The organism is Croceibacterium segetis (assembly GCF_011320115.1).
Lineage (GTDB): Bacteria > Pseudomonadota > Alphaproteobacteria > Sphingomonadales > Sphingomonadaceae > Croceibacterium_B > Croceibacterium_B segetis.
In genome coordinates, this window is record NZ_JAANOZ010000001.1 from 126,923 (window position 1) to 153,145 (window position 26,223).

General features: G+C 67.3%; 24 protein-coding genes. 12 read left to right on the forward strand and 12 right to left on the reverse strand.

Annotated elements, in window-relative coordinates; genetic code table 11:
- Nucleotide 1 precedes the first annotated feature (1 nt).
- Together ybeY and G7B69_RS00650 are read right to left on the reverse strand one after the other, a co-directional pair.
- Nucleotides 2-505, reverse strand: a complete 504-nt coding sequence (gene ybeY, locus G7B69_RS00645) for an rRNA maturation RNase YbeY (RefSeq protein WP_166175020.1) — start codon at nt 503-505, stop codon at nt 2-4.
- Between the two features lie 6 nt (nt 506-511).
- A complete protein-coding gene (locus tag G7B69_RS00650) occupies nt 512-1,546 on the reverse strand; it encodes a PhoH family protein (RefSeq protein WP_166175022.1) in 1,035 nt (344 codons plus the stop codon).
- A gap of 245 nt (nt 1,547-1,791) precedes the next feature.
- On the opposite strand from G7B69_RS00650, the gene G7B69_RS00655 reads away from it, so the two are divergent.
- Nucleotides 1,792-2,268: an RcnB family protein gene (locus G7B69_RS00655; protein WP_166175024.1), complete on the forward strand. Its 477-nt coding sequence runs from the start codon at nt 1,792-1,794 to the stop codon at nt 2,266-2,268.
- Between the two features lie 27 nt (nt 2,269-2,295).
- Here the strand turns inward: G7B69_RS00655 and miaB are convergent, their stop codons facing one another.
- From miaB to G7B69_RS00695, 8 genes are all read right to left on the reverse strand, one after another.
- Nucleotides 2,296-3,633: a tRNA (N6-isopentenyl adenosine(37)-C2)-methylthiotransferase MiaB gene (gene miaB / locus G7B69_RS00660; protein ID WP_166175026.1), complete on the reverse strand. Its 1,338-nt coding sequence runs from the start codon at nt 3,631-3,633 to the stop codon at nt 2,296-2,298.
- Nucleotides 3,634-3,666: 33 nt separating this feature from the next.
- Nucleotides 3,667-4,476, reverse strand: a complete 810-nt coding sequence (locus tag G7B69_RS00665; protein ID WP_166175028.1) for a lysophospholipid acyltransferase family protein — start codon at nt 4,474-4,476, stop codon at nt 3,667-3,669.
- Nucleotides 4,477-4,538: 62 nt separating this feature from the next.
- Nucleotides 4,539-4,961, reverse strand: coding sequence for a Fur family transcriptional regulator (locus G7B69_RS00670; RefSeq protein WP_166175030.1), 423 nt, complete (start codon nt 4,959-4,961; stop codon nt 4,539-4,541).
- A 67-nt stretch (nt 4,962-5,028) separates the two neighbouring features.
- Complete coding sequence (locus G7B69_RS00675; protein ID WP_166175032.1) at nt 5,029-5,472, reverse strand: Ros/MucR family transcriptional regulator; 444 nt, start codon at nt 5,470-5,472, stop codon at nt 5,029-5,031.
- A gap of 137 nt (nt 5,473-5,609) precedes the next feature.
- On the reverse strand, nt 5,610-6,101 hold the full coding sequence (gene rimI / locus G7B69_RS00680) for a ribosomal protein S18-alanine N-acetyltransferase (protein ID WP_243414964.1): 492 nt from the start codon (nt 6,099-6,101) through the stop codon (nt 5,610-5,612).
- Entirely contained in the window at nt 6,098-6,715 is a 618-nt protein-coding gene (gene tsaB / locus G7B69_RS00685; RefSeq protein ID WP_166175034.1) for a tRNA (adenosine(37)-N6)-threonylcarbamoyltransferase complex dimerization subunit type 1 TsaB, read from the reverse strand. The genes rimI and tsaB overlap by 4 nt, the downstream gene beginning before the upstream one ends.
- Nucleotides 6,716-6,718: 3 nt before the next feature.
- Nucleotides 6,719-7,312, reverse strand: a complete 594-nt coding sequence (locus tag G7B69_RS00690; RefSeq protein WP_166175036.1) for a malonic semialdehyde reductase — start codon at nt 7,310-7,312, stop codon at nt 6,719-6,721.
- A gap of 18 nt (nt 7,313-7,330) precedes the next feature.
- Complete coding sequence (locus G7B69_RS00695; RefSeq protein WP_166175038.1) at nt 7,331-7,903, reverse strand: NifU family protein; 573 nt, start codon at nt 7,901-7,903, stop codon at nt 7,331-7,333.
- Between the two features lie 110 nt (nt 7,904-8,013).
- Here G7B69_RS00695 and G7B69_RS00700 point away from each other — a divergent pair, with 110 nt between their 5' ends.
- The 8 genes from G7B69_RS00700 to G7B69_RS00735 all read left to right on the forward strand — a co-directional run bounded on the left by G7B69_RS00700 (nt 8,014) and on the right by G7B69_RS00735 (nt 19,677).
- Nucleotides 8,014-10,944, forward strand: coding sequence for a M16 family metallopeptidase (locus tag G7B69_RS00700; protein ID WP_166175040.1), 2,931 nt, complete (start codon nt 8,014-8,016; stop codon nt 10,942-10,944).
- Nucleotides 10,945-11,029: 85 nt separating this feature from the next.
- Nucleotides 11,030-12,403: a class II 3-deoxy-7-phosphoheptulonate synthase gene (locus G7B69_RS00705; protein WP_166175042.1), complete on the forward strand. Its 1,374-nt coding sequence runs from the start codon at nt 11,030-11,032 to the stop codon at nt 12,401-12,403.
- An 81-nt stretch (nt 12,404-12,484) separates the two neighbouring features.
- The gene (locus G7B69_RS00710) at nt 12,485-14,302 is read left to right on the forward strand and encodes a sensor domain-containing diguanylate cyclase (protein WP_166175044.1); all 1,818 of its coding nucleotides are present in this window, start codon (nt 12,485-12,487) and stop codon (nt 14,300-14,302) included.
- 79 nt (nt 14,303-14,381) lie between these two features.
- The gene (egtB, locus tag G7B69_RS00715) at nt 14,382-15,617 is read left to right on the forward strand and encodes an ergothioneine biosynthesis protein EgtB (RefSeq protein ID WP_166175046.1); all 1,236 of its coding nucleotides are present in this window, start codon (nt 14,382-14,384) and stop codon (nt 15,615-15,617) included.
- Nucleotides 15,617-16,603: an L-histidine N(alpha)-methyltransferase gene (egtD, locus tag G7B69_RS00720; RefSeq protein WP_166175048.1), complete on the forward strand. Its 987-nt coding sequence runs from the start codon at nt 15,617-15,619 to the stop codon at nt 16,601-16,603. Before egtB ends, egtD begins: the two co-directional genes overlap by 1 nt.
- On the forward strand, nt 16,600-17,532 hold the full coding sequence (locus tag G7B69_RS00725; protein ID WP_166175050.1) for a DUF5996 family protein: 933 nt from the start codon (nt 16,600-16,602) through the stop codon (nt 17,530-17,532). The genes egtD and G7B69_RS00725 overlap by 4 nt, the downstream gene beginning before the upstream one ends.
- A 43-nt stretch (nt 17,533-17,575) precedes the next feature.
- Nucleotides 17,576-18,247 carry a retropepsin-like aspartic protease family protein gene (locus tag G7B69_RS00730; protein ID WP_166175052.1) on the forward strand — a complete coding sequence of 224 codons (672 nt, stop codon included), beginning with the start codon at nt 17,576-17,578 and terminating at the stop codon, nt 18,245-18,247.
- A gap of 56 nt (nt 18,248-18,303) precedes the next feature.
- A complete protein-coding gene (locus G7B69_RS00735) occupies nt 18,304-19,677 on the forward strand; it encodes an MFS transporter (protein WP_166175054.1) in 1,374 nt (457 codons plus the stop codon).
- Between the two features lie 45 nt (nt 19,678-19,722).
- Here the strand turns inward: G7B69_RS00735 and G7B69_RS00740 are convergent, their stop codons facing one another.
- Nucleotides 19,723-22,875, reverse strand: a complete 3,153-nt coding sequence (locus G7B69_RS00740) for a TonB-dependent receptor domain-containing protein (protein WP_166175056.1) — start codon at nt 22,873-22,875, stop codon at nt 19,723-19,725.
- A 128-nt stretch (nt 22,876-23,003) separates the two neighbouring features.
- On the opposite strand from G7B69_RS00740, the gene G7B69_RS00745 reads away from it, so the two are divergent.
- On the forward strand, nt 23,004-23,975 hold the full coding sequence (locus G7B69_RS00745; RefSeq protein ID WP_166175058.1) for a LysR family transcriptional regulator: 972 nt from the start codon (nt 23,004-23,006) through the stop codon (nt 23,973-23,975).
- Here the strand turns inward: G7B69_RS00745 and G7B69_RS00750 are convergent.
- A complete protein-coding gene (locus tag G7B69_RS00750) occupies nt 23,960-24,349 on the reverse strand; it encodes a VOC family protein (protein WP_166175060.1) in 390 nt (129 codons plus the stop codon). The genes G7B69_RS00745 and G7B69_RS00750 overlap by 16 nt on opposite strands.
- Before the next feature lie 54 nt (nt 24,350-24,403).
- Between G7B69_RS00750 and G7B69_RS00755 the strand changes: the two genes are divergently transcribed.
- Entirely contained in the window at nt 24,404-25,450 is a 1,047-nt protein-coding gene (locus G7B69_RS00755; RefSeq protein ID WP_166175063.1) for an ATP-dependent DNA ligase, read from the forward strand.
- The gene (xth, locus tag G7B69_RS00760; RefSeq protein WP_166175065.1) at nt 25,447-26,220 is read left to right on the forward strand and encodes an exodeoxyribonuclease III; all 774 of its coding nucleotides are present in this window, start codon (nt 25,447-25,449) and stop codon (nt 26,218-26,220) included. Before G7B69_RS00755 ends, xth begins: the two co-directional genes overlap by 4 nt.
- Nucleotides 26,221-26,223 lie beyond the last annotated feature (3 nt).

Sequence of the window (26,223 nt, forward strand, 5' to 3'; positions counted from 1 at the left end):
GTTAGATCCCCACTGCCTGGTTGCGCGGCTCATATGGGTCCGCCACCCCGACCAGCGCAAGCGCCTTCACTTCCAGCCGCTCCATGACCTCGGCCTGGTCGGGGCCAAGTTCGTGGTCGTGACCGGCCAGGTGGAGCAGGCCGTGAACCACCAGATGGGCCGCGTGATGCTCGAGCGGGATGCCCTTCTCGCCAGCTTCGCGGGCGCAGGTCTCGAAAGCCAGGGCCACGTCGCCGAGCATCACCGGCGGCCCGTCCGCTGCCAGCCCGAGCAGTTCGGCGCGATCGAGCATCGGGAACGACAGCACGTTGGTCGGCTTGTCGCGCTGGCGCCATTCGCGGTTGAGCGCGTGAACCTCGGCGTCCGAGGTGAACAGCAGGCTGGCCGAGAGGCGCGGATTGCCGAGTTCGGGCGCGACCCGAGCCAATGCGGTGGCCGCCAGTTCGCTCCGTTCCTGCCATTCGCCCGCTGGCCACGGGTCTTCGATATCGATGTCGAGTTCCACCGGCGGCTAGGCGTCCTTGCCCTCGTAGGCCTCGACGATGCGGCCGACGATCGGGTGGCGGACCACATCGGCGACGCTGAAGCGCGTGACGGCGATGCCTTCGACACCGGTGAGCCGCCCGACCGCGTCGGCAAGGCCGCTCATCTCGATGCCGCCGGGGATGTCGACCTGCTTGGGATCGCCGCAGATGACCATCCGGCTACCCTGGCCGAAGCGGGTGAGGAACATCTTCATCTGCTCGCGGGTGGTGTTCTGCGCCTCGTCGAGGATCACGAAGGCGTCGGCCAGCGTGCGGCCGCGCATGAAGGCGATCGGGGCGATCTCGATTTCGCCGCTGGCGAGCCGCCGGTCGACCTGCTCGGGCGGCATGCAGTCGTAGAGGGCGTCGTAGAGCGGGCGCAGGTAGGGATCGACTTTTTCCTTCATGTCGCCGGGAAGGAAGCCGAGCCGCTCGCCGGCCTCGACCGCCGGGCGGCTGAGGATCAGGCGCTGGACGCTGCCGGTGATCAGCTGGCTGACCGCCTGCGCGACCGCGAGGTAGGTCTTGCCGGTACCGGCCGGGCCGAGCGCGAAGATCATGTCCTTGCCGGCGAGCTGGCGCATGTATTCCGCCTGCATCGCGCTGCGCGGGACGATCGTCTTGCGGCGGGTGCGGATCATGATCGGCGGATGCTTGGCCTCCCCGCTGATGATTCCCTCGAGGGTCGGCTCGCCGGACATCGCGATGAGCGCCTCGATAGCGCCGGAATCGAGGTCCTGCCCGGTCAGCAGCCGCTGGTGCATGCCCTTGAGCACGTCGCGTGCGCGGGCGACGTCGTCCACCGGCCCTTCCACGACGATCTTGTTGCCGCGCGCGCCGATGTACACGCCGAGGCGGTTCTCCAGCTGGACGAGATTGGCGTCGAATTCGCCGAACAGGGCGCCGAGCACCGCTTGTTCGTCGAAAGCGATCTCCGCGCGCGCGCGGCGCGGGGCGTCGCGGCGATCCTCGGGATGCGTCAGCGCCGCCTCAACGTCGGCGCGATCGGGTTTACGAGCCATGCGCTCCTTTCATGGGCGCGGCCGGGTTCGGTCGAGCCAAGCCCCAAGATAGGCCGCCGCCGGAGGCGCGCAAGCCGTCGCCCGACGAACCGAGAGACCGGACCGTCGCTTTCCCACAGTCCCGTGCGCCTGCGGTGCGTCGCGAGCATTGTGCACGGCAGCTGTCCCGAGCGTTGCCAAGTGTTCATGAAACCGGCCGCTTAGATAAACGTTTGGTTTGATGATCTTCATGAAAGGAAGTTCTAATGCGTAAGTTGTTACTTGTCGCACTTGCGGCCACGGCGCTCGCCCCGAGTATCGCCGGCGCGCAAACCGCCGGCGAAGTTCGCCGAGACCAGCGCGAGGTCAGGCACGACCAGCGTGAAGTTAACCGCGACTTGGCGCGGGGCGATTACCAGGAAGCGCGCGAAGACGCTCGCGAGACCCGACGCGACCAACGCGAAACCACACGGGATTGGCGCGACTATCGCCAGACCCATCGCGGCGTGTACCACCGCCCCGCCTATGTTGCGCCGCGTGGCTACCGTTATCGCCAGGTCGCGGTCGGCACGACGCTAAACCGCGCATTCTGGGGCTCACGCTACCGGATCGGCAACTACAACACCTACCGCCTGCCGTATCCCGGCCGCAACCGGATGTACGTGCGCCACGGCCATGACGTCCTGCTGATCAACGCGCGCAACGGCCGCGTGATCAGGGTCTACAACCGCTTCTTCTGGTAAGCCTGAATTCGAACCGGCGGCCGCCATTCAGGCGGCTGCCGGGACGAGCAATTCACCAGCCAGTGAATTGGGCCCCGCGGCGGCCAGTTCGACTTCGACGAGGTCGCCGATCGCCGCGTCGCCCTCGAAAAACACCGATTGCAGCCACGGCGACTTGCCGAGCCATTGGCCCGGCTTCTTGCCCTTGCGCTCGACCAGCACAGCGCATCGGCTCCCCACCGAAGCCTGGTTGAACGCCAGTTGATGGCGGCCGAGCGCGGCCTGGAGGCGCTGCAGGCGCTCCTCCATCACCTCGCGGGCGACCTGGCCGTTCATCGCTGCCGCCGGCGTGCCCGGGCGGGGCGAATACATGAAACTGAAGGCATGGGCATAGCCGACGGCTTCGACCAGGCGGAGCGTCTCGCCGAACTCGGCCTCGGACTCGCCCGGGAAGCCGACGATGAAGTCGCCGCTGAGCGCGATGTCGGGCCGCGCGGCGCGGAAGCGTTCGAGCAGCCGGAGATACCCGTCCACGGTGTGGCTGCGGTTCATCGCCTTGAGCACGCGGTCGCTGCCGCTTTGCACCGGCAGGTGCAGATAGGGCATCAGCTTGTCGATCTCGCCATGGGCGGCGATGAGGCCATCGGTGACGTCGGCGGGATGGCTTGTGGTGTAGCGAATTCGTTGCAAATCCGGGAGCTTGGCGAGCTCTCTTATCAAGCCGTCTAGGCCGGTCGCGCAGCCCTTGGCGTCCTCGCCGCGCCACGCGTTGACGTTCTGCCCGAGCAGCGTCACCTCGCGCGCGCCGGCCTCGACCAGACGCTGCGCTTCGGCCACCAGCTCGCCGAACGGCCGCGAGATTTCGGCGCCGCGGGTGTAGGGGACGACGCAGTAAGTGCAGAACTTGTCGCAGCCCTCCTGCACCGTGAGGAACGCGCTCGGTGCCACCCGGCGGCGCGGGGGCAGGGCGGCGAACTTGGCGTCGGCCGGCATGTCGGTGTCGGTCGCCCGCTCGCCGCGAAGGGCCTTGGCGATCATCGCCGGCAGGCGGTGGTAAGCCTGCGGGCCCACGACCATGCCGACCGCCGGAGCCCGGGCCATGATCTCCTCGCCCTCGGCCTGCGCGACGCACCCGGCGACCGCGATCATCGGCGGATTGTCGCCGCCCGCCTTCACCAGGCGGCCGATGTCCGAATAGACCTTTTCCGCGGCCTTCTCGCGGATGTGGCAGGTGTTGAGCACGACGAGGTCCGCGTCCTGCCCGTCGACGGCGGGGGCGATGCCCTGGTCGGCCAGCAGTTCGGCCATCCGCTCGCCGTCGTAGACGTTCATCTGGCAGCCGAGGCTCTTGACCCTGAAGGTCCTGGGATGCTCGCGTGTAGGCATGGGGCCGCGCCTGTAAGCCATGGCGCGGCGGATTTAAAGCGCCAGTGCGCGCTCGATCGCGCCGCGCGCTGCCGCTGCCATCGTCTTGCGATCGGCGAGGGCGGGGCCGGCCAGCGCCGGCAGGAAGCGTACGGTCAGGTGGACCGGGCGGGTGCGCGACAGGATGGTGGCGGCGTTGCGCAAGCCGGGTTCGGCGCCGACCCAGGCGATCTCCTCGGGCTCGTCGTAGATCAGTGCCACCGGCTGGATCGGAATGCTCGCCGGCAGGTCCTCCAGCGCCGACAGCAGCGAGCTCTTGAACGGCAGCATCTCGCGCCCGTCGTTGGTGGTCCCCTCCGGAAAGATCGTCAGCCGCCGCTCGCCGAGCGCCTCGCGGACCTGGGCGATCTGCCCGGCAATCGTATGGCGGCGGTCGCGGGTGATGAACACCGTGCCGTTCTGGTCGCACAGCCATTTGAGCGCGGGCGAGATGCTGAGGCCGGAGTGGGCGACGAACGCGGTGCGCGAGGCCGCGGCGAGCGCCATGATGTCGAGCCAGCTGAGGTGATTGGCTAGCAGCAGCGCGTGCACCCGCGGCTTGCCTTCGACGGTGAAGCGCAGGCCGGCGAACCAGCCGAGCCCGCACAGGTACGTCGGCGGGATGAGCCAGCGCTGGCCGAAAAGGCGAACGAAAAGATGGAGCGGGACGACGAGCGCCGTCCACACCAACATGGCGGCCACGCGCGCGACGACGAGCAGCCAGCGCCAGCCGAGCCCTTCGAGACGGGCCTTCGACTTCGCCCCTGGCGGGGTTGCGCCCAGTCCCTCCTCAGGGTGAGCGGAATTTTGAAATGACTCGCTCATCCTGAGGAGCCTCCGGAAAGCAGAGCTTGTCGAAGCATGGAGGAGGCGTTTCGAAGGACGGCTCAGTCTTCGCGATCGAGGCGGACGCCGTAGAGCTCCATCCGGTGGTCGACCAGCCGGTAGCCGAGCTTCTCGGCGATTTGCCGTTGCAGCGCCTCGAGTTCGGGATCGACGAACTCGACGACCTTGCCGGTCTCGACGTCGATCAAGTGGTCGTGATGCGCCTCGGGTGTGGCTTCGTAGCGCGAGCGGCCGTCGCCGAAATCGTGGCGGTCGAGGATCCCGGCGTCCTCGAACAGACGCACCGTGCGATAGACCGTGGCGATGGAGATCTTCGGATCGATCGCCGAGGCGCGCTTGTGCAGCAACTCGACGTCGGGATGGTCCTCGCTATCCGACAGTACGCGGGCGATGGTCCGGCGCTGCTCGGTGATCCTGAGGCCGCGCTCGGCACACAGCGCTTCGAGGTCGATGGCCTGGTGCAAATTTGCCTCTCGCGAATGGACGACGCCTGGGACCTTACCGGTCCCAAGCGTTCATCTCAAGCCGCGCTCAGGCGCTCGCTTTTTTGTGCCGACCGCGGCGCTGGCCGGGCTTGCGGCCGAGGCCAATCTTCTTGGCGAGGTCGCGGCGCTTGTCGGCATAGTCGGGGGCCACCATCGGGTAGTCCGAGGCGAGGCCCCAGCGGGCGCGATATTCGTCGGGCGTCAGGCCGTGATCGGTCATCAGGTGACGCTTGAGCATCTTCATCTTCTTACCGTCTTCGAGGCAGACGATGTGGTCGCGCTTGATCGACGAACGGACGGACACCGCCGGATCGGGCCGCGCTTCGGGCGCGGCGTTTTCCTGGCCGAGGGCGGCGAGCGTCCCGTAAATGTCGCGGATCAGCGAGGAGACGTCGTCCGCCCCAAGCGAATTGTTGGCAACGTAGGAAACCACGATATCGGTGGTGTGAGTTATCAACATGTCATGTATTTCTGCTGCTGCTTCGTCCATTTGTCCGATCTTTCCCTGTTACGAATGGGTCGCGGTTTCTTCCGCGATCCGGCGACTCCCGTTTTCCCTGATGCGAGGCTGATACGGATGCGGGCGATTCTTTACAAGAGCGCGCGGCTTGAGCTTCTTAACGATCGTTACTTCTCAAGAACTGACAAATCCGATTTGGACCGAAGATACGTAATCGCGTCGAGCGGTCCTTTCGAAGCGCGGCGATAATAATTGCGACGCCGGCCGATGGGCTCGAATCCCGCGCGCCGATAAAGCGAATCGGCGGGATTGCCCTCGCGCATTTCGAGAAACAGCCGGGCTTTGCCGCGCGCCTCGGCCGTTTCGATGAAGCGCTGGAGCAACGCGGCGCCGATACCGCGGCCGCGATAGGCAGGATCGACCGCGATCAGCAGCAGCTCCTCCTCATCGAGCACGCCGCGCGAGAGCGCGAAGCCGACCGCCGTGGCCCCGTCGGCGGGTTCGTCGCCATCCGGCCCGGCGAGGACGTAATGGGTGCTGGGCAGTATCAGTGCATCGCTCACCTGGCGGCGGTTCCAGGCTTCGCCGAAGGCCGGATCGAACGCGACCTGCATGACCGCCATGATCCGGTCGAGGTCGTCGATCTGCTCCTCGATCATGCACCCGCCCCTGGCAGCCTGGCATCCGGAGCGCGACCGTAAATCGGGGTCAGGTCGCTGTCGAGAACAGCGGGCGGGAGGAGCGGAAATTCGCGCGCGTCGGGGAGCAGCGCCAAGGCCGTGCCGCTGCCTCGAAGAGCGACCAGCGCCTCCGCCTGGCTTCCGGCAACGATGGGGCGCGTGGCGGCTTCGGCGGCCTGCGCGGGCGCGAGCGAGGCGAGCGCGCCGACGGCTCTGCCATCGGCGCCGAACGCCTGCACGAACCATTCGCCATGGCCGCCGCTCATGCACACAGTCACGGCCCCCGGATGCCGCGCGCGCGCCATGGCCGCAACCAGCGCCAGCGTCGGATAGCCGAGCACTTCGGCCCGCCACGCGAGGCCGAGCGCGCGGGCGGCGGCGAGGCCGATGCGCACGCCGGTGAAGCTGCCCGGGCCGAGCGAGACGACGATTCGTTCGGCGCGGCCCTTGCCCGGCAGTTCGGCGATCATCGTGACCAGCCGCTCGGCGTGGCCGCGGCCGAGGATTTCGTAGCGCCCATCGAGCAAGGCGTCGCCTTCGAACAGCGCCGCCGAGCAGGCCTCGGTCGCGCAGTCTATCGCGAGCGTTCGCACGCCTCAGAGGATGCGGTTGAAGGTGTCGAAGTCGGGCCGCGGGCTGCGGCCGAAGATGCTCGCCGGATCGCCGTAGCCGATCGAGCAGATGAAGTTGCTCTTCCAGTTCGGCTCGCCGGCGAAGAACTCGGCGTCCACCGCGGCGTTATCGAAGCCCGACATCGGCCCGCAATCGAGCCCGAGCGCGCGCGCGGCGAGCATCAGGTAGGCGCCCTGCAGCGACGAATTGCGGAAGGCGTTGGCCCGGCGCAGCTCCTCGTTGCCGGCGAACCAGCTGCGGGCATCGGTGTGCGGGAACAGCCACGGGAGCTGCTCGTGGAACTCGAGGTCCATGGCCAGGATCGCGCAGACCGGGGCGTTGGCGATCTTCGGCTGGTTGGCCGGCATGGCATATTGCGCCAGCCGCGCCTTGGCTTCGGGCGACTTGCACCAGACGATCCGCGCGGGCTGCTGGTTGGCCGAGGTCGGCCCCATCTTCACCAGCTCGTAGATTGCGTGAATCTGCTCCTCGGTGACGTCCCTGTCGAGCCAGCCGTTGTAGCTGCGCGCGGAGCGGAACAGCTGGTCGAGCGCGGAATCGGGAAGCGGTTCGGCCATGCTGGGAATCCTCGGCAATCAGGCGGCGCGGACTTCGGTGACCTCGGGCACGTAGTGCTTGAGCAATCCCTCGATGCCGTGCTTGAGCGTCGCGGTCGAGCTCGGGCAGCCGGAGCACGCGCCCTGCATCTGCAGGTAGACCACGCCGTCGCGGAAGCCCTTGTACTCGATATTGCCGCCGTCGCCGGCGACCGCCGGCTGGACGCGAGTTTCGATCAGCTCGCGGATCTGCGCGACGATCTCGGCGTCCGCCGGGTCGTCGTCGACTTCGGGCTCGGAAGGAACCGCGAAACCGCTCGCATCGCCGCCGGCGAACAGCGGCGCCTGGCTGACGAAGTGGTCGAGCAGGACCGCCACGACTTGCGGCTTGAGCGCCGACCAGTCGGCCCCCGGTGCGGCGGTGACAGAGACGAAATCGCCGCCGAAGAACACGTTGGTCACTTCGCCGGTATCGAACAGCGCTTCGGCCAGCGGCGAGGCCTCGGCCGCCTCGGGCGTGGTGAACTCGCGCGTGCCGGCGGGCATGACCTGCTGCCCGGGGAGGAACTTGAGCGTCGCCGGGTTGGGCGTTGTTTCGGTCTCTATGAACATGGCGGTGATGTAGGCACGGCGCGCCTCGCGGGCAAGCGCTCGCGCCTACTTACGGGCCAAGCGCGGCTATATTCACTGTCCCTTCATCGCCCCAGCCGTTATGGGGCCGAATGCCTTTGCTCCCGCGCGTCGCCCGCGCTCTCGTTCCCCTCCTCCTCTTTGCCCAGCTGCCCGCCGCAGCCCAACAGGTCGCTCCGTTACCCAACGCCGCTGCCGCACCCGCCCTGGCGCCGCCGCGGTACGCCAGGCCGAACGACCCGTGGATCTACCGCGGCACCGACATCCCGGCCGATCCGCAGTGGCTGTTCGGCGAGATGCCCAACGGCATTCGCTATGCGGTGCGGCAAAACAGCGTGCCGCCGGGGCAAGTCTCGATCCGCATCCGCATCGACGCGGGCTCGCTTTACGAGACGGAGAGCGAGCAGGGCTACGCGCACCTGATCGAGCATCTGACCTTCCGGGAATCGAAGTATCTCGGCAACAACGAGGCGATCCCGACCTGGCAGCGGCTCGGCGCCAGCTTCGGCAGCGACACCAACGCCCAGACCACGCCGACCGGGACGGTCTACAAGCTCGACTTGCCGAACGTCAGCCGCCCGGCGCTCGACGAGAGCATGAAGCTGCTCTCGGGCATGATCGAGGCGCCGGCGTTGTCCTATTCGAACTTGCGCACCGAGGTGCCGATCGTGCTCGCCGAGCGGCGCGAGCGGACTGGCGCCGACGAGCGAGTGGCCAAAGCATCGCGCGAGACCCTGTTCGCCGGGCAACTGCTCGCCGACCGCCCGCCGATCGGTACCGTCGAGACGCTGCAGGCAGCCACGCCGCAGTCGGTGCGGGCATTCCACGACCGCTGGTACCGTCCGGAAAACACGGTGATCGTCGTCGTCGGCGACTATCCGCGCGAATACCTCGCTTCGCTGGTCGAGAAGTGGTGGGCCGATTGGCAAGTCGCCGGCAAGCCGGCCGCCGCGCCCGATTTCGGCGCTCCCAAGGCCCCTCCGGGCACCGACCCCGCCAATCCGGTGGGCGAAACCAAGGTGGTCGTCGAGTCGGGCCAGCCGCGCGGGTTCAACTATGCCTACCTGCGGCCCTACCACCAGGTGATCGACAACCTCGAATACAACCGCGGCAACCTGATCGACGCGGTCGCCATGGCGGTGATCAACCGGCGGCTCGAGGCCCGTGCCCGCGGCAGCGCGAATTATCTCGTCGCCTCGGTCGACAACCAGAACATCAACCGCTCGGCGAACGCCACGACGATTTCGTTCGTCCCCCTGTCGGAAGACTGGCGTTCGGCGTTGAAGGACGTGCGCGGGGTGATCGCCGGGGCGCTCTCCCAACCGCCGACGCAGGCCGAGATCGACCGCGAAGTGGCCGAGCTCGACGTCGCGTTTGCCAATCAGGTTCAGCAGGCCGCCGTGCAGGCTGGCGCGGCCATGGCCGACGATGTGGTCAACGCGGTCGATATTCGCGAAGCGGTGGGCAGCCCGGCGCTGTTCCTGCAGGTGTTCCGCGACATGAAGGCTCGCTTCACCCCCGCCGAAGTGTTCGCCCATACCAAGGAGCTCTTCACCGGCACCGTGCTGCGTGCCGTCTATCTGACGCCCGAAGCGGGGGAGGCGGACGCCGCCACGCTCGCCGCGGCGATGCATGAGACGGCGGTGGCGGAGGATCCTTCGCGCACCGCGGCGAAGCCTGTGTCGTTCGCTGAGCTGCCGCCGATCGGCAAGCCCGCGGCGCCCGTCGCGCGGCGCAGGATCGGCATCTACGATATCGAGCAGCTCGATTACGCCAACGGGGTCCACGCCATGGTGTGGAACAGCGGCAACGAGCCCGGACGGGTAACTGTGCGGGTTCGCTTCGGCAGCGGCTCGCGCGCGTTCTCGGCGCAGGACGCGGTCTACGCCCGCCTCGGCCAGATGGCGCTGGTTAGCGCCGGTGAGGACGGACTCGACCAGGATGCGCTCGACCGCATCTCCACCGGCCGCAAGATGGGCTTCGCGTTCGACATCAAGGACGCCGCGTTCGGCTTCAACGCGGCTACCCGGCAGGAAGATCTTGCCGACCAGCTTTACCTGTTCGCGGCGAAGCTGGCGATGCCGCGGTGGGATGCCAAGCCGATCGAGCGGGCGCGGGCTTCGGCCAAGCTCGCCTATCCGAGCTACGGCACCGACCCGGCGAGCGTTCTCGGTCGCGACCTCGAGTGGCTGCTCAACAACCGCGATCCGCGCTACGCCACGCCCACGCCGGCCGAGCTCGACGCAGCGAGCGCCGCGGGATTCCGCAAGGTGTGGGAGCCGCTGCTCAAGCAGGGGCCGGTCGAGGTCGACGTGTTCGGCGATATCGACACCGCGGCGACGGTCGAGGCGATCAACCGCACTTTCGGCGCCCTGCCGCCGCGCCAGCCGATCCCGGCCGCGGCGCTGGCGCGCGGGCTCACGTTCCCCGCCCCGACCGCCCGGCCGGTTGTGCTGCATCACACCGGCGAGGCCGATCAGGCTGCCGCGGTGGTCGCCTGGCCTACCGGCGGCGGTTCGGCCCGGCTCCCCGAGAGCCGCAAGCTCGAGCTGCTCGGCGAGGTGTTCCAGAACCGCCTGCTCGAGGCGATGCGCGAGAAGGCCGGGGCGAGCTATTCGCCGCAGGTCCAGGCCAGCTGGCCCCTCGACATCGACAGCGGCGGGCGCCTGATGGCGATGAGCCAGCTCCCGCCCGAGCTGGTGCCCGAGTTCTTCGCAGCGGCCGACAAGATCGCCGCCGATCTTGCGGCCACCGGTCCGACAGCCGACGAACTCGCCCGGGCTACCGAGCCGCTGCGCCAGTTGCTCAACCGGCTCGAGACGGGGCACACCTTCTGGCTCAACCAGCTCGAAGGGGCGACCATCGATCCCAACCGGGTCAACCTGCTGCCGTCGATCATGAACGACTACACGGTTTCGACACCGGCCGAGATGCGCGCGCTGGCCGCGAAATACCTCCAGCCGGGCAAGGCTTTTCGCGTCGAAGTGCTGCCCGAAACCAAGGGTGACGTGACCGTCCACTAGCGCCAATTCGATACCAGATGTAACCTTTGCAATGCCCGGGGGCAGCGCTTACATGCGCGCCTTCCCGCAAGGCTTGGAACGTGACGTGGCAGAGACCTGGACTCCCGACAGCTGGAAGAAGCGCGAAGCGAAGCACTTGCCGCTGTACGAGGACGCGGCCGAGCTTGCCCGCACCGAGGCCGTGCTCGCCAACTTCCCGCCGCTGGTTTTCGCCGGCGAGGCGCGCGAGCTGAAGACTCAGCTGGCCGACGTCGCCGCCGGCCACGGCTTCCTGCTGCAGGGCGGCGATTGCGCCGAGAGCTTCGCCGAGTTCCACGCCAACAACATCCGCGACACCTTCCGCGTCCTGCTGCAGATGGCGGTGGTGCTGACGTTCGCCAGCAAGCGCCCGGTGGTGAAGGTCGGGCGCATGGCCGGGCAATTCGCCAAGCCGCGCAGCGCCGCGACGGAGACCCAGGGCGACGTTACGCTGCCGAGCTATCTCGGTGACATCGTCAACGGCATCGAATTCGACGCCGAGGCCCGGGTCAACGACCCGCAGCGGATGATCCGCGCCTACTCGCAGAGCGCCGCGACGCTCAACTTGCTGCGCGCCTTCGCCAACGGCGGCTACGCCAACTTGCGCCAGGTCCACAAGTGGACGCTCGATTTCATGGGCCGCAGCGCCTGGGCCGAGAAATTCAAGGACGTTGCCGACCGGATCGGCGAGGCGCTCGACTTCATGGAAGCCTGCGGGATCGATCCCGAAACCGTGCCGCAGCTCAAGTCGACCAGCTTCTACACCAGTCACGAGGCGCTGCTGCTGCCGTACGAGCAGGCCATGACGCGGCAGGATTCGCTTACCGGCAAGTGGTACGACACCAGCGCCCACTTCCTGTGGATCGGCGACCGCACGCGCTTCGAAGGCAGCGCGCACGTCGAGTACTTGCGCGGCGTCGGCAATCCGATCGGCATGAAGTGCGGGCCCAGCCTCGAGCCCGATGCTCTACTGCGCCTGCTCGACACGCTCGACCCGGGCCGCGAGCCCGGGCGAATCACGCTGATCAGCCGCTTCGGACACGACAAGGTGGAGGCCGGGTTGCCCAAGCTGGTTCGCGCGGTGAAGGCGGAAGGGCATCCGGTAGTGTGGAGCTGCGACCCGATGCACGGCAACGTGATCAAGTCCGACAGCGGCTACAAGACGCGCCCGTTCGACCGCATTCTCGGGGAGGTGCGCGGCTTTTTCGCGGTCCATCGCGCCGAGGGCACCCATGCCGGCGGAATCCACGTCGAAATGACCGGGCAGGACGTGACCGAATGCACCGGCGGTGCGGTGGCGATCACCGACGCCGGGCTGGCCGACCGTTATCATACGCATTGCGACCCGCGGCTCAACGCCGCGCAGTCGCTCGAGTTGGCGTTCCTGCTGGCCGAAATGCTCAACCTCGAAGCGGGCGAGCGGCACAAGCACGCGGCTTGAAGAAATGCGCTTTTCCCGCTCCGGCGGAAGGAATGGCTTAACCTCGATTCTTTATGATCCCCCACAAGGGGACAGAAAGACGTGGCTCGGCTCGCCCAGATTCGCGGCCCGCTGATTGCGGGGCTGCTGTGGATCGCTCTCGCGTTTGCGTCGACGACGCTGCGCGACAAGGGCGGCGCCATGCTGCTCTTGTGGCTGCCGACCGGTGTTCACGTCGCCAGCGTCTATGCCACGCCGCGGAAGCGATGGCCGTGGCTCCTCGGCACCTTGTTCACCATGCAAGTCCTGTACGCGATGTGGCGCGGCGTGCCTTTCGTCCCGGCATCGGGAATTGCCTTTGCCAACGGGGTCGAGGCGCTCCTTTGCGCTTACCTCGGTATTCGGGTCCTTGGTGGACGGGCCAAGAGCCCGCAGACCTTTGGGCACGTGGCGGGGTTGTTCGGCGCCGCGCTGCTGGGCTGTGCCGCCGGAAGCCTAATCTCCCTCATGTTCGTTCCCATCCCCAATATCGGAGCGCCTTTTCACTGGTTCCTTTCGAGCGTGCTCGCGGTCCTCACCGCAACGCCGGTGCTTCTGTATCTCAGGCGTTGGCTCGGTTTCGGCGACCAGGACGTACGCTCTTGGCGCGGTGGGCGCCGCTGGGACTTTGTCTTCGCCGTCGCCGGCATGACGGCGCTCGGCGCTCTGGTCTTCGCCAGCCCGGTGCGCGGAGCAACCCCGATCCTGTTCGTGGCGATCGTCTTCGCGGTCTTCCGCTTCGGCCAGCTCGCCGCGGCATGCGGCGTGATCGCCTATGCGGCCATGGGCATGGTCGTCAGCCTCGGTGGCCACAGCCCCTCGCTTTACCTCGATGCCGATCCATTCACCGCGGCGCTGATCCTGCAAGGCCAGATGCTGCTGATGCTCGCGACGGCCTTGCCGCTCGCGGCGATGCTGCTCACGCGCGACCGTCTCGAGCAGGGCTTGCGCTGGAGCAACGACGAGCTGCGCGCCAACTTGACGATTCTCAACCTCACCAAGACGCTCGCCGGTATCGGCCGCTGGCAATACGACCTCGAGACGGGCGCGCAGAACTGGTCTGAGAAGATGCTCGAGCTGAACGGCCTTTCGCCCGATCTCGCGCCCGACCCGGGCGACATCCGCGAACTTCTGCCCGACGGGGGCGAGGAGCTGTTCGCCAAGCTGGCCGAGCACTGCGAGACCCGCATTCCCTACAGCTTCGAATATTCGGTCACGCATCCCGATGGCAGCGAGCACATCCTCAAGATGAACGTGTGCAACGAATTCGATCCCGACGGCGTTCGCATCGCGCTGTTCGCGGTGGCGATGGACGTGACCGAGCAAGTCCGCCGCGAGCAGGCCCTCAAGCGCGCGCGCGAGCAGGCGATCGAGCAGGCCGCGGAAGCGCAAAAGCTCGCCAAGACCGATCCGCTGACCGGGCTCGCCAATCGCCGCGCGACGATCGGCTGGCTCGAAAGCATGATGACCTGCTCGCTCGAGATCGACGAGCCGCTGGCGGTGCTGATGTTCGATATCGATCACTTCAAGCTGATCAACGACACGTACGGGCACCAGACCGGCGACGAAGTCCTGTGCAAGATCGCCGAGATCGCCCGCGCCCAGATCAGGGCCGAGGATCTCGTCGGCCGCATCGGCGGCGAGGAATTCGTCTGCATCCTCTCGGGTATCGGCGGGCGCGAGGCGCGGGCGCTGGCGGAGCGGGTATGCCGGGCGATCGCCCAGGGCACCGAACGGGCCAGCTGCCCCGCCGCGACGATCAGCATCGGCCTGGCGTTGCTGCGCAAGGGCGACACGGTCGAGACCCTGCTGAGGCGGGCCGACGCCGCGCTTTACGAAGCCAAGGAAAACGGCCGCAACCAGGTGCGCCGCGCGGCCTGACGGAAACAAAACAGGCCCGTAGTCTTTTCTTCCTCGCGGTGTTCCGCCATCATGGCCGCGGACTGCCGGGGAGATTTTCGTGCCCGAAGCCCATGCCCAGGCGCCCGCCGGCGCTGCCCTTCCGCTGGCCGAGCGTTATCGCGCGACGCGCCAGCTGACCGAGGCGCTGTGCGCGCCGCTGAGCGAAGCGGACGCCACGATCCAGTCGATGCCGGACGCCTCGCCGGCCAAGTGGCATCTCGCGCACACCAGCTGGTTCTTCGAGACCTTCCTCTTGCGCGATCGCTCGCCCGGCTACCGGCTGTTCGACGAACGCTGGTCGTTCCTGTTCAATTCGTATTACGAGGCCGAAGGCGAGCGCATCCCGCGGCCGCGGCGCGGCATGCTTTCGCGTCCGAGCATGGCGGAGATCTGCCAGTGGCGCGCACACGTCGACGAGAAAATGACTTCGCTGTTCGCCAATCCCCTGCACGCGCCGCTGATCGAGCTCGGCCTGGCGCATGAACAGCAGCACCAGGAGCTGCTGCTGACCGACATCAAGCATGCCCTGGCGCAGAATCCGCTCGGGCCGGCGATGTGGGAAGCGCCCGCGGAGGTCGAGCGGACCGGCGGCCAGCCCGACTGGCACGAGCATCCCGGCGGTATCGCCTTGATCGGCCACCAGGGCGACGGCTTCGCCTTCGACAACGAAGGGCCCGCGCACCGGGTGCTGCTCGAACCGTTCGCGCTCGCCGGGCGGCTGGTCAACAACGGCGAATGGGAGCAGTTCGTCGCCGACGGCGGCTACAGGACCGCGTCGCTGTGGCTTTCCGACGGCTGGGACTGGGTCCGCCGCAAGCGCATCGAGGCGCCGGAATATTGGTACGAAGGCGAGCACTTCACCCACAGCGGCTGGCAAAGGCGCGACCCGTGGGCGCCGGTGACGCACGTTTCGTATTACGAGGCCGATGCCTTCGCCACCTGGGCCGGCGCACGGCTGCCGACCGAATTCGAGTGGGAAGCGATCGCCCAGGGCCGCGATCCCGCGTCGGGCAACCAGCTCGACGGCGCGGGCCCGCCGCTGCCGATCGGCGATCCCTCGCTGTTCGGCGACTGCTGGCAATGGACCCGCTCGGCCTACCTGCCGTACCCGCGCTTCGCCCCTGCCGCGGGCGCGGTGGGCGAATACAACGGCAAGTTCATGTCCGGCCAGTTCGTGCTCCGCGGCGCGAGCTGCGCGACGGTGCGCGGGCACTCGCGGGCGAGCTACCGCAACTTCTTCTACCCCCACCAGCGCTGGCAGTTCACCGGGCTGCGCCTGGCGAAGGACCTCTGATGGCCACCGGGGAGGGCCTGGCGCTCGTCGAGCTCGACGACGACGGCGTGGCGACCGCGTTTCGTGCCGATGTCCTCGCCGGGCTCGTGCAGCCGCAGAAGGCGGTCCCGGCGCGCTGGCTCTACGACGACGCGGGTTCGGAGCTGTTCGAGGAAATCACCCGCCTGCCGGAATACTATCCGACCCGCGCCGAAACCGAGATTCTCAGCGAGCGCTGCGGCGAATTCCGCGAGTTGATCGGGCCGGGCAGGGCGGTGGTGGAGTTCGGCTCGGGCAGTTCGGTCAAGACCCCGCTGCTGCTCGCCTGCATCGAGCCGGCGGCCTACGTTCCGCTCGACATCTCGGGCGACTTCCTGCGCGCCGCGGCGGACGACCTGGCGGCCAAGTTTCCCGATCTGCCGGTCTATCCGGTCGAGGCCGACTTCATGCGCGAAGTCGCCCTTCCGCCGGCGGTGCGCGAGCTGCCCAAGCTCGGCTTCTTCCCCGGCTCGACGATCGGCAACATGGTCGCGCGCACCGCCGTCGACCTGCTGCGCTCGATGCGGGCGACGCTTGGGCAGGGCTCGCAACTGCTCATCGGCATGGACCTGATCAAGGACGTCGCCGTGCTCGAAGCGGCCTACGACGATGCGAAGGGGGTGACCGCCGAGTTCAACCTCAACCTCGCCCGGCGCATCAACCGCGAACTCGGCGGCACCCTGCCGCTCGACAAGCTGCGCCACGTCGCGCGCTGGAACGACACTTACGCACGGATCGAGATGCACCTCGAGGCGCTGGAGGACCTTGAATTCGAAGTCTCCGGCCGCCGCTTCGCGCTGCGCCGGGGCGAGACAATCCACACCGAGAACAGCCACAAGTTCGACCTGCGCAGCCAGAACACGCTTCTCCTCGCCGGCGGCTGGACGCCGGCGCGGCGGTGGCTCGACGGCGAAGGACGTTTTTCACTGATCCTGGCCGACTGGACGATCCCGCGCGGGGCGCCGTGAACGGCTGGCCGCGCCTCGATTACGCTGCCGACAAGGGCACGATCGAGACGCTTCACCTGCTGCTGCAACTGATCGGCAAGCTGCCGCTGCGGCTGCAGCCCTGGCTCAACCACGGCTGGCACGTCGCGCTGCGGATCACGCCGCGCGGGGCGATCACCCGCTCGCTGCCGGCGGGCGAGCGCCACTTCACCGTCGAACTGGACTTCCTCGACGGCGCCATCCGCGTCGAATGCGAAAACGGCGCGCGGGAAAGTCTGCCCATCGGTGGCGAGACTGTCGCCGAGGTTCATCGCGGACTTGGGGCGCTGTTAGCCGCGCTCGGCTTGCCGGCGCCGCTCTACGGCGCGCCCAACGAGATGCCCGATCCGCTGCCCTTCGCTTCAGATGCCCGCCCGCGCGAGTGGGACGCGGACGCGGCGCGCCGTCTGCATGGCGCGTTCCTGTGCGCCGACCGAAATTTCAACGCCTTCCGTTCGCTCTACCGAGGAAAGACATCGCCGAGCCACTTGTTCTGGGGCAGTTTCGACCTGGCGGTGACGCGCTTCTCGGGGCGTAAGGCGCCTCGCCATCCCGGCGGAGTTCCTCATCTGCCCGACGGCGTGACTCGCGAAGCCTACAGCCATGAAGTCATCAGCGCAGGCTTCTGGCCCGGCGGCGGCGGCTTCGACGAAGCGGCGTTCTACGCTTACGCTTATCCGACGCCGGAGGGACTTGCCGGCGCGCCGGTCGAGCCCGCCGGAGCGACATGGAACGCCCAGCTCGGCGAGTTCCTGCTGCCCTATGCTGCGCTACGCGAGGCGGACGATCCCGACGCTCTGGTGCAGCAATTCCTGCAATCGACCTTCGCCGCCGCGGCAGACCTGCTCGATTGGCCCGGCGGTGTCGTGATCGGTCCTGCGCCGAGCTACGGACGCCCGCCGGCCGCCTGATCCGCTCATCGCAAAGCAAGCCTCGACGGACTATATAGCGGTGATGGACTTCGCCTCGATCTGGGACCAGCTGGAGCACAACATCCGCGCGTTGCCGCAATCGCAGCTGATGCTGGCGGCACTCGTGGCGATGGCGCTCGGGCTGCTCGGCTCTCTGGTGATCCGCCGCGTGCCCGCGCTCGGCCGCACGCTCAGGAGCGTAAGCACGCTCGGGCTGATGGGGGTGCTGCTGCTGGTGGTGCTGCAGCTTTCACGGCTGGATTCGCGCTTCGACATGGCGGTGCCGCAGCTCGGGCTGCCCGAGCAGGTCGTCGAAGGCCGCGAGACCCGGGTGCCGCTGGCGCCCGACGGGCATTACTGGATCCGCGCCACGGTCAACGGCATCCCGGCGAGCTTCCTGGTCGACACCGGCGCTACGGTGACCGCGGTCTCCGCCGAGACTGCCGACCGGCTCGGGCTCGAGCCGCGCGGAGCGGGCATTCCCGTGCGCATGCAGACCGCCAACGGCGCCGTCGCCGCGCAGCTGACCACGATCGACGAGCTGCGCTTCGGCAACGTCGCCGCGCGCGGCATCGACGCGATCATCGCGCCCGGGCTGGGCCCGACCAACGTGATCGGCATGAACGTGCTCTCGCGCCTCGCCTCGTGGCGGGTCGAAGGACAGACGATGATCCTCGTGCCGCACCATCCCCAGCCCACCGCATCCGGCGATTGACGCGGGTCCGGCGGCGCTCCACTCTCGCTTTCGACAAGGGGTGGGAGAGGTTACGCATGGCCAGCAGTCCGGCAACGGCCGACAACCGTTTCGACGTTGCCGCCTTCATCGACGCGCGGGCGATCGGCCGGCGCGAGATTGCCATGCTGGTGGTCTGTTCGATCGTCCTCTTCATCGACGGTTTCGACATGTACTTCCTCGGCAAGATCGCCCCGGCGGTCGCGCGGGGGCTCGGCGGGCAGCCGGTCGACATGACGATGGTGTTCACCTGGCAGCAGATCGGCCTCGCCGCGGGTGCTTTCACGATGCCGCCGCTGGCCGACAAGATCGGCCGCAAGCCGATGCTCGTCGCCTGCCTGGCCGGATTCGGCTTGCTGTCCTTCGCCGGGGCGTTCGCCACATCGCTTTTGCAACTGGCGGCGCTGCGGGGGCTTGCAGGGATATTTCTCGCCGGAGCGTTTCCGATCGGACTCACGCTGCTTTCGGAAGTGACGCCGGCGCGAATGCGCTCGCCGTTCATGTCGGTCTCGCTGGTGTTCCTGTCGGGCGGCAACATCGCCAGCGGCGGTGTCGCGGCCTGGCTGCTCGACATCTACGGCTGGCAGGTCGGCTTCTGGCTCGCCGGGATCCTGCCGCTGGTCGCGCTGCCGCTGATGTGGCTCGTCCCTGAATCGCTTGCCTTCCGCGTCAGCCGCGACCCGGTCGACCCCAAGATCGCGCGGATCATCCGCAAGGTCGACCGCGAGATCGTGTTCACCGGCTTCGAGCGCTTCCACTACGGTCCCGAGCAGCCGGCCGGCGCCAAGACGGGCCCGAGCGCCATTCTGAGCCGCCGCTACCGCCTGCAGACGGTCATCCTGTGGGCCACCTGCTTCCTTTCGCTCGGCAACATCGCGCTGCTGGCGAACTGGCTGCCGACCTATTTCCAGGAGCTGGGCGGGGTGCCGATCCAGCAATTCGCCAAGTTCCTGATGATCGCTTTCATCGGCGGATCGATCGGCACGCTGTCGATGGGCTGGTTCATGGCGCGCACCAACCCGTACTGGCTGATCTGCGGCTTCTTCCTCATTGATGCGGCGGCGATTGCCGCGCTCGGCTGGCTGCCGTTCGGCCTGGGCATTTTCGTCGGTGCGCTGATGGCATGGAACTTCGCGCAGGTGGGCGGGCAGACCGGGCTCAACACCCTCGCCACGCTCGGCTATCCGCCGACCATGCGCAGCAGCGGGATGGGCTGGGCCAGCGGCGTCGGACGTTTCGGAGGCATTCTCTTCCCTTACCTCGGCGGAATCGCGCTCAAGGCGGCTTTGCCGCTGAGCACGCTCATGCTGCTGATCGCCGTGCCCGCGGTGCTCGTTTCGGTGCTGATCGCCATCCTCGCAATCGGCACGAAGCGCCAGGCGGCGGAGGAAGGGAGCTCCGCCGCCGCCTGACGGCCCCGTTATCCTGCCGGCCCCTGGGTGGCCGGGCGGGATTGCTCAGAGCTTGAACTTGACGCCGACGGTGTAGCGCCGCCCGAGCACGTCGAAGAGGCTGGCGTTGTACTGCGCCGATGCGCCGGTGAAGGTCGAATAGTAACCCGTCGCCGGCGGGGCCTTGTCGAACAGGTTGGTGACCGATCCCCAGATCTGCATCGTGGAGCCGCCGATCGGTACCTCGTAGCTGAGCCGCAAGTCGGCGTAGAACACTGAGGGCACCGAGTTGTCGGCGATGTTCACTCCCTCTTCGGCAGGCACCGTCCCGAACAGGTATGTCCGTTTGCCTTTGCCGATCAGGCGGCCCTGGAAGAAGACCGAGAACGGACCGTTCGAATAAGTGACGTTCCCGGTTCCCTTGAAGTGCGGGAACAGGCCCACGGCGCCGGTATCGGGGGCGATGCCGGTCAAGCCATCGAACTGCGTCACCAACCCGGTCGGGTTGACGGCGGTAGGTGCCCCGATGTCGGTGCGGTCGAGCAGCCAGGTCATGAACAAGCGCGTCGCGAGACTTTCATCGCCACCACCGAACAGGCTCAGGCTCGTGCGGTAGTCGATTTCCGCATCGATCCCCTGCACGCGCGATGCGGCGACGTTGACGAATTGATTGCCGACCAGGATGATCTTGTTGTTGTCCGCCGGGTCGAGCGTGACGAGATTGCAGAACTGGGGATCGCCGCCGATCAGGCACTGCCGCGCCACCTCGTTGGTGCCGACAGTGGCGATCGCATCCTTGATCTGGATCTTGTACCAGTCGACCGACGCCGAAAGTCCGGGCAGGAACGAAGGCGTGACCACCGCGCCGAGGGTGTAGGTATCGGCCTGCTCCGGCTTGATGTTCGGATTGCCCCCGGAGAAGATCGTGATCTGGTAGGTCTTTCCGCCCCAGGCGGGGTTGTCCGCCGCGGTTCGCGGATCGGTGACGTTGCCCACACCGCCGGTCTTGTCGAAGCGTTCCGATAGGTTGCCGGCGCGGACGTCGCGTGAATAGGTCCCGCGGAAGCGGACGAAGTCGAACAGGCCGACTTCAAGGCCCCCCTTGTAGGCCCATATCGTGCCCGATCCCGAATAGTCGGCCCAGCGTACCGCGCCGTCCGCATTCGCATGGATCGCCTTGGTGTCGAGCAACGGAATGTAGATTTCGCCGAAAGCCTCTTTGACGTCCGACGCGCCCTGGATGTTGGAGACCTTGGAAAACTGGAATGCCACGGTATTGCCGGCGCAGTCGGCCGGATTGGCCCCGCGAAGGCCGAGGGCCGCGTTGTCGCACATCACCGGATGGAACGCGCCGGTGAAGTCCGAGGCCCGGTTGGCGGTGTCCTGCACCACCTGGCGAATCGTTTCCTTGCGGTACGATGCGCCGACGGCAAGCGAAATGGGGCCCGCCCAGCCATCGAAGAGATTGCCGTGCGCCGAGACCTCGGCCAGGTGCTGGACGAAGGTGGTGATGTTCCGCTTGGGTGCGACCGCGTCGTAGGACAGGGTCTCGCCGGTGTAGCCCAGATTGGCGAAGTAAAGCGGGGTGTCGACGTGCGTGCCGGGGTCGTTACCGAGCACGTAATCGATCGCTTCGGACGACGCATTGCCGCGCCCGAACAGATTGAGCGGCTGGCATCCCGGGAACGCGGCCGCGCCCGCTGCGACGGTCGATACCCGGCACACGATGTTGCCGTTTGCATCCCGCACCGCATCGACCGCCGCGAAAATCCGATCGACCCGCAGCGTGTACTGGTCCCAGACGCGCCGGCTGTGGCCGTACTGGTAGAAGCCGTCGACTTTCCACCCGCTCAGGAAGCCGTCGCCGCCGATCTCGGCATTGAAGCCGGCGGTGCCGACGTCCTGCGTCGTGCGATCGGCGAACCACACGTCACCGATGTCGAGGATGCTGCCGTCGCGCCGCAACTGGAACGAGGCGATGTTGTTGGCGATCATCGTCTGGCGCAGCGAATCCGGCAGGAACGCGTTGTCCTGGAAGATCGTGATCGCGGTCGGTGAGCCCTGCAGCGAGGCGCGCGGGTTGTTGTACTGGAACTGATGATTGTAGCCGCGCACGTATTGCGCGAACAGTTTGATGTTGTCGCTCACTTCGTAGTCGCCGTAGGCGAAAATCGAGTAGCGGTCGGTGTCCGGATAGAGCGTAAAGACTTCGCTGTTGAGGTCGTCGCCGCTGCCGCCGACGGTTCGTCCGGCGTTCGGGCCGGTGCCGCCGACTACACCCTGAGTCACGGTTCCGGGAACGAATGGCGCGTAATTGCCATTGCGATCGAACGCCAGACCATTGATCACCTTCCCCGGCGCCGAGATTATGCCGTCGAACGATGCGCTCATGGAGTGGACGTTGGCAAAGTCGGTCCACACGCCGTTGATCTGAACCGAGCCGGTGCTGGTGTACCAGTCGCGCCCGCGGAGCGTGTGGATGCCTTCCATCGAGGCCTTCGATCCGGCCAGAAGGATGTGCCCGCGCTCACCGACATTGAAGCCCCAGGCAAGCTTGGCTTCGTAATTGTAGCCGTCGTCACGGTCGGTGAAGCCGCCTTGCAGGTCGGCCTGCAGGCCGGTGAAATTGGTGTCGAGCAGGAAATTGACCACGCCGGCGACGGCATCGGTGCCGTACGCGGCGGAGGCGCCGCCGGTCACGGTTTCGATGCCCTTTATCATGGCTTCGGGAAACAGGTTGATGTCGACGCCGCCGAAGGCGCTCGAGGACGGGAAGCGCCGTCCGTTGAGCAGGGTAAGCGTGCGGTTGGCGCCCAGGCCGCGCAAGTTGAGGTTGCCGGTGCCGCCGCGCAGGAAGAAGTTCGAACTGACGGGAGTCTGGTTGTTGTAGAATTGCGGCAGCTGGCTGACGCTGTTGATCAGCGCCGTCGGATCCATCTTGGTGAGTTCTTCCGCTGCCACCGCGGTGACCGGCACCGGTGAATCCATGCCGTTGGTGACCACCCGCGAACCGGTGACGACGATTTCCTTGCCATCCGCTGCCGCGGTTTGAGTGGGCGATGAATCCGCAGGCTGTTCGTCGGCGGCGGCGGCGGCCGTATCGGCGGCGGCCTCTTCGGCCAGCGCCGGCGTGCCGGCCAACGCAAGCGCGGCCAGGCTGGCTCCGGTAAGCAATCCCCGCGTCGCGGACATGCCGGCGGCTTTGGCGATGAACCTCATGCAATTCCCTCCCCATGGTCACTTATCTTTTCGAAGGCCGTTTCCAGGCAAATCGCGCTTCGAAGCAACGCATCGCAAAGTGATGACAGGGCATTCACTTCTAGTTATGGGTAATCGGGGGAGGGATAATGGCCAGCTTACCTTTCACGTTGCGTCAGCTCGACGTCTTCGCCAGCCTGTGCGCCACGCGAAGCTTCCGCCGAAGTGCGGAAAGTCTCGGTATTTCACAGGCTTCGGTGAGCAATCAGATCAAGGCGCTCGAGCAGCAGCTCGGTGTCGCCTTGTTCACCCGCCGGCCTGGACAGCGTCCGACGGTGACCAGCGAAGGCATGGCCTTTCTCGACGACCTGCGCACATTTCAGGCTGCGGGTGAGGCGCTTGCGTCACACCGCCGGAGGGCGGCGGAAGCCGAGGACCCGGCGCTCTATCGCGTGCTCGTCGGGCAGGGCATGCTCGACGGTTACATTCGCCCCAAGCTCGACCGGTTCTTCGCCGGGCACCCGCGGGTCGAGCTCGAGTTCGAAGCGCAGCCGCCGAGTCCGGACCTGGCCCGCGACCTGGAAGACGGCCGCTACGATTTCGCTCTGATTCACCGCCGCGCCGACCGCTCGGTCGAGCCTTACTTTCGCCAGCTCGCGCTCGTGCGCGGCGGAATCTACGGCCACCGCAAGTTCGCCGAAGGCAAGCAGCTGCCGCTGGCGCCCGACGAGATCAGCACCTTGCCGTTCATCATGCCGCTGGCGGCGCACGGCCGCGAGCAGGACATGCTGCGCTTCTTCGAACGCCACGGCATTCGCCCGCGGCATGTCATCGGCCATACCCAGTACTACGACGTGCTGGGGGCGATGCTCGATCGGGGGATGGGCATCTCCTCGTTCGCCGACGCCATCCTGCAGCCCGAGATGCGCGAGAACGTGATCATGCTCTACCCGCTCGAGAACTGGCGCCTGCTGTGGTACCGCAAGGATCACGGCACCGATCCGCGGCGCGAGGCGGCGGCGAGCTTCCTGCTATCGAGCGTGCTGCAGGATCCGAACTACCGGACGATCTCGATTTTCGCCGAGGAATACAGCGAGCCGGTCGATCAGCCGGGGAGCTGAACGAGCTCGATTTCGTGCCCCTGCGGGCTGTGCAACACGGCGACCTTGATGCCGTCGCCGACGGTGATGATCCCGGTGCCCTTTTGCGCTCCGGCCGAAAGAGCCCGTTCGTGGGCCGCGGCGATGTCGCTGGTCTGGATGCCGACGGCGCCGTGGCCGTGGCCGACCGTGACGTCGCGCCCGTCCTTGTAAGCGACGAGCATGAGGCTGGGTCCTCCCGCATGAGCCGGCAGCGCGAGTACCTTCTCGTGGAACTCGGCCTCGTCGAAGGTCTGCGCGACTTCGAAGCCGAAAGCTTCGCGCCAGAACGCCAGCGCGGGGACGATCTCGGGTACGTTGAGCTTGAAGAAGGCGAGGCGAAGGTCCGGTTCCATGGTCGATCGACCTAGCTCAAGGAACCGCCATCGCGCAAACGGCATTCCTTTGCCATGGCGCGCGCGTTCCCCGGTTTGGCAGTCCCGCTCGATAAGCCCCCGATGGAAGCCAGGCTGGCGAGCAGGATTCCTGAAGGCGAGGGCTGGCAGTTCGAGCCGAAATGGGATGGCTTTCGCTGCCTCGCCTTCCGCGATGGCGACGCGGTCGAGCTGATGAGCAAGTCGGGCAAGCCGCTGGCGCGCTACTTTCCCGAGATCGCCGAGGCCCTGCTGGCGCTGGATGAAGCGCGCTTCGTCCTCGACGGCGAGCTGGTGCTGCCGCTGGGCGACGTGCTCTCGTTCGCCGCGCTGCAAATGCGGTTGCACCCGGCGGCATCGCGGATCGCGAAGCTGTCGCGCGAGACTCCGGCCCAGTTGATGCTGTTCGACGCGCTGCAGGTGGGCGACGAGAGCCTGCTTGAAAGGCCGCTCACCGAGCGGCGCGCGGCGCTCGAGAGGTTCATGCGAAAGGCCTCGGCGCCGCGTCTGCGCCTTTCGCCGGCCACCCTCGATCCGCGCGTTGCCGCCGAGTGGTTCGAGCGCAGCGGCAAGGCGCTCGACGGTGTGGTCGTCAAGCGGCTCGACGGTCCCTACCAGCCGGGCGAGCGGGCCATGGTCAAGGTCAAGCAGCAGCGCACCGCGGATTGCGTCGTCGGGGGCTACCGCAAGGGCAAGAACGGCGTCGGCTCGCTGCTGCTCGGGCTCCGCGACAAGCACGGCAAGCTCGATTATGTGGGCTTTACCAGCTCCTTTTCGGACGAGGATCGCGCGGCGCTGGCGAAGAAGCTCGCCCGCGACGAAGGACCATCGCCGTTCACCGGCAGCTCGCCGGGCGGAGCGAGCCGATGGAGCAACGGACGCAGCACCGAGTGGGTCTCGCTGAAAGGCGATCTCGTCGCCGAGGTGACTTACGACCAGGTCACCGGCGGCCGCTTCCGCCACGGCACCACGTTCCTGCGCTGGCGGCCCGACAAGCGGCCCGACCAGTGTACCCGGGAGCAACTCGGGCATGAGCTGAGCCTGGCGGCGCTGGAGCAAGTCTTCGAGGGCGCCGAAGCGTGAAGATCGCCAGCTACAACGTCAACGGCGTCAACGGCCGCCTGCCGGTGCTGCTGCGCTGGCTCGAAGGATCGCGGCCCGACATCGCCTGCCTGCAGGAGCTGAAAGCGCCCGACGAGAAGTTCCCCGAACAGGCTATCCGCGATCTCGGCTACGACGTCGTCTGGCACGGCCAGAAGAGCTGGAACGGCGTGGCGATTCTCAGCCGCGTCGGCGAAATCCACGAGAGCCGCCGCGGACTTCCGGGCGACCCCGACGACAGCCACAGCCGCTACCTCGAGGGAGCGATCAACGGGCTCGTCGTCGCATCGATCTATCTGCCCAACGGCAACCCGCGGCCGGGGCCGAAGTTCGATTACAAGCTCAAGTGGTTCGAGCGGCTGACGGCGCGCGCCGCCGACTTGCTCGCCTGCGGCGCGCCGGTGGTGCTGGCCGGCGACTTCAACGTCATGCCGACCGAGCAGGACGTCCACGCGCCCGAGCGCTGGCTCGACGACGCGCTGTTCGCGCCCGAGGTCCGCGCGGCGTGGTTCCGGCTGGTCGAGCAAGGCTGGACCGACGCCGTTCGCGCGCTCCATCCGGACGAGACGATCTACACCTTCTGGAAGTATTTCCGGAACGCCTTCGCCCGCAACTCCGGGCTGCGGATCGACCATTTCCTGCTCACGCCCGATCTCGCGCGCCGCCTGGTCCGCGCCGAGGTCGATCTGCAGGTGCGCGGGTGGGAAAAGACCAGCGACCACGCGCCTGTGTGGATCGAGCTAACGGACTGAGCG

Excerpts from the sequence above, each read along its gene's own strand:
- G7B69_RS00650 (WP_166175022.1), bottom strand. The coding sequence starts at position 1,546 with ATGGCTCGTAAACCCGATCGCGCCGACGTTGAGGCGGCGCTGACGCAT.
- G7B69_RS00655 (WP_166175024.1), top strand. The coding sequence starts at position 1,792 with ATGCGTAAGTTGTTACTTGTCGCACTTGCGGCCACGGCGCTCGCCCCG.
- miaB (WP_166175026.1), bottom strand. The coding sequence starts at position 3,633 with ATGCCTACACGCGAGCATCCCAGGACCTTCAGGGTCAAGAGCCTCGGC.
- G7B69_RS00665 (WP_166175028.1), bottom strand. The coding sequence starts at position 4,476 with ATGAGCGAGTCATTTCAAAATTCCGCTCACCCTGAGGAGGGACTGGGC.
- G7B69_RS00675 (WP_166175032.1), bottom strand. The coding sequence starts at position 5,472 with ATGGACGAAGCAGCAGCAGAAATACATGACATGTTGATAACTCACACC.
- rimI (WP_243414964.1), bottom strand. The coding sequence starts at position 6,101 with ATGATCGAGGAGCAGATCGACGACCTCGACCGGATCATGGCGGTCATG.
- G7B69_RS00690 (WP_166175036.1), bottom strand. The coding sequence starts at position 7,312 with ATGGCCGAACCGCTTCCCGATTCCGCGCTCGACCAGCTGTTCCGCTCC.
- G7B69_RS00695 (WP_166175038.1), bottom strand. The coding sequence starts at position 7,903 with ATGTTCATAGAGACCGAAACAACGCCCAACCCGGCGACGCTCAAGTTC.
- G7B69_RS00700 (WP_166175040.1), top strand. The coding sequence starts at position 8,014 with ATGCCTTTGCTCCCGCGCGTCGCCCGCGCTCTCGTTCCCCTCCTCCTC.
- egtD (WP_166175048.1), top strand. The coding sequence starts at position 15,617 with ATGGCCACCGGGGAGGGCCTGGCGCTCGTCGAGCTCGACGACGACGGC.
- G7B69_RS00730 (WP_166175052.1), top strand. The coding sequence starts at position 17,576 with ATGGACTTCGCCTCGATCTGGGACCAGCTGGAGCACAACATCCGCGCG.
- G7B69_RS00735 (WP_166175054.1), top strand. The coding sequence starts at position 18,304 with ATGGCCAGCAGTCCGGCAACGGCCGACAACCGTTTCGACGTTGCCGCC.
- G7B69_RS00740 (WP_166175056.1), bottom strand. The coding sequence starts at position 22,875 with ATGAGGTTCATCGCCAAAGCCGCCGGCATGTCCGCGACGCGGGGATTG.
- G7B69_RS00745 (WP_166175058.1), top strand. The coding sequence starts at position 23,004 with ATGGCCAGCTTACCTTTCACGTTGCGTCAGCTCGACGTCTTCGCCAGC.
- G7B69_RS00750 (WP_166175060.1), bottom strand. The coding sequence starts at position 24,349 with ATGGAACCGGACCTTCGCCTCGCCTTCTTCAAGCTCAACGTACCCGAG.
- G7B69_RS00755 (WP_166175063.1), top strand. The coding sequence starts at position 24,404 with ATGGCGCGCGCGTTCCCCGGTTTGGCAGTCCCGCTCGATAAGCCCCCG.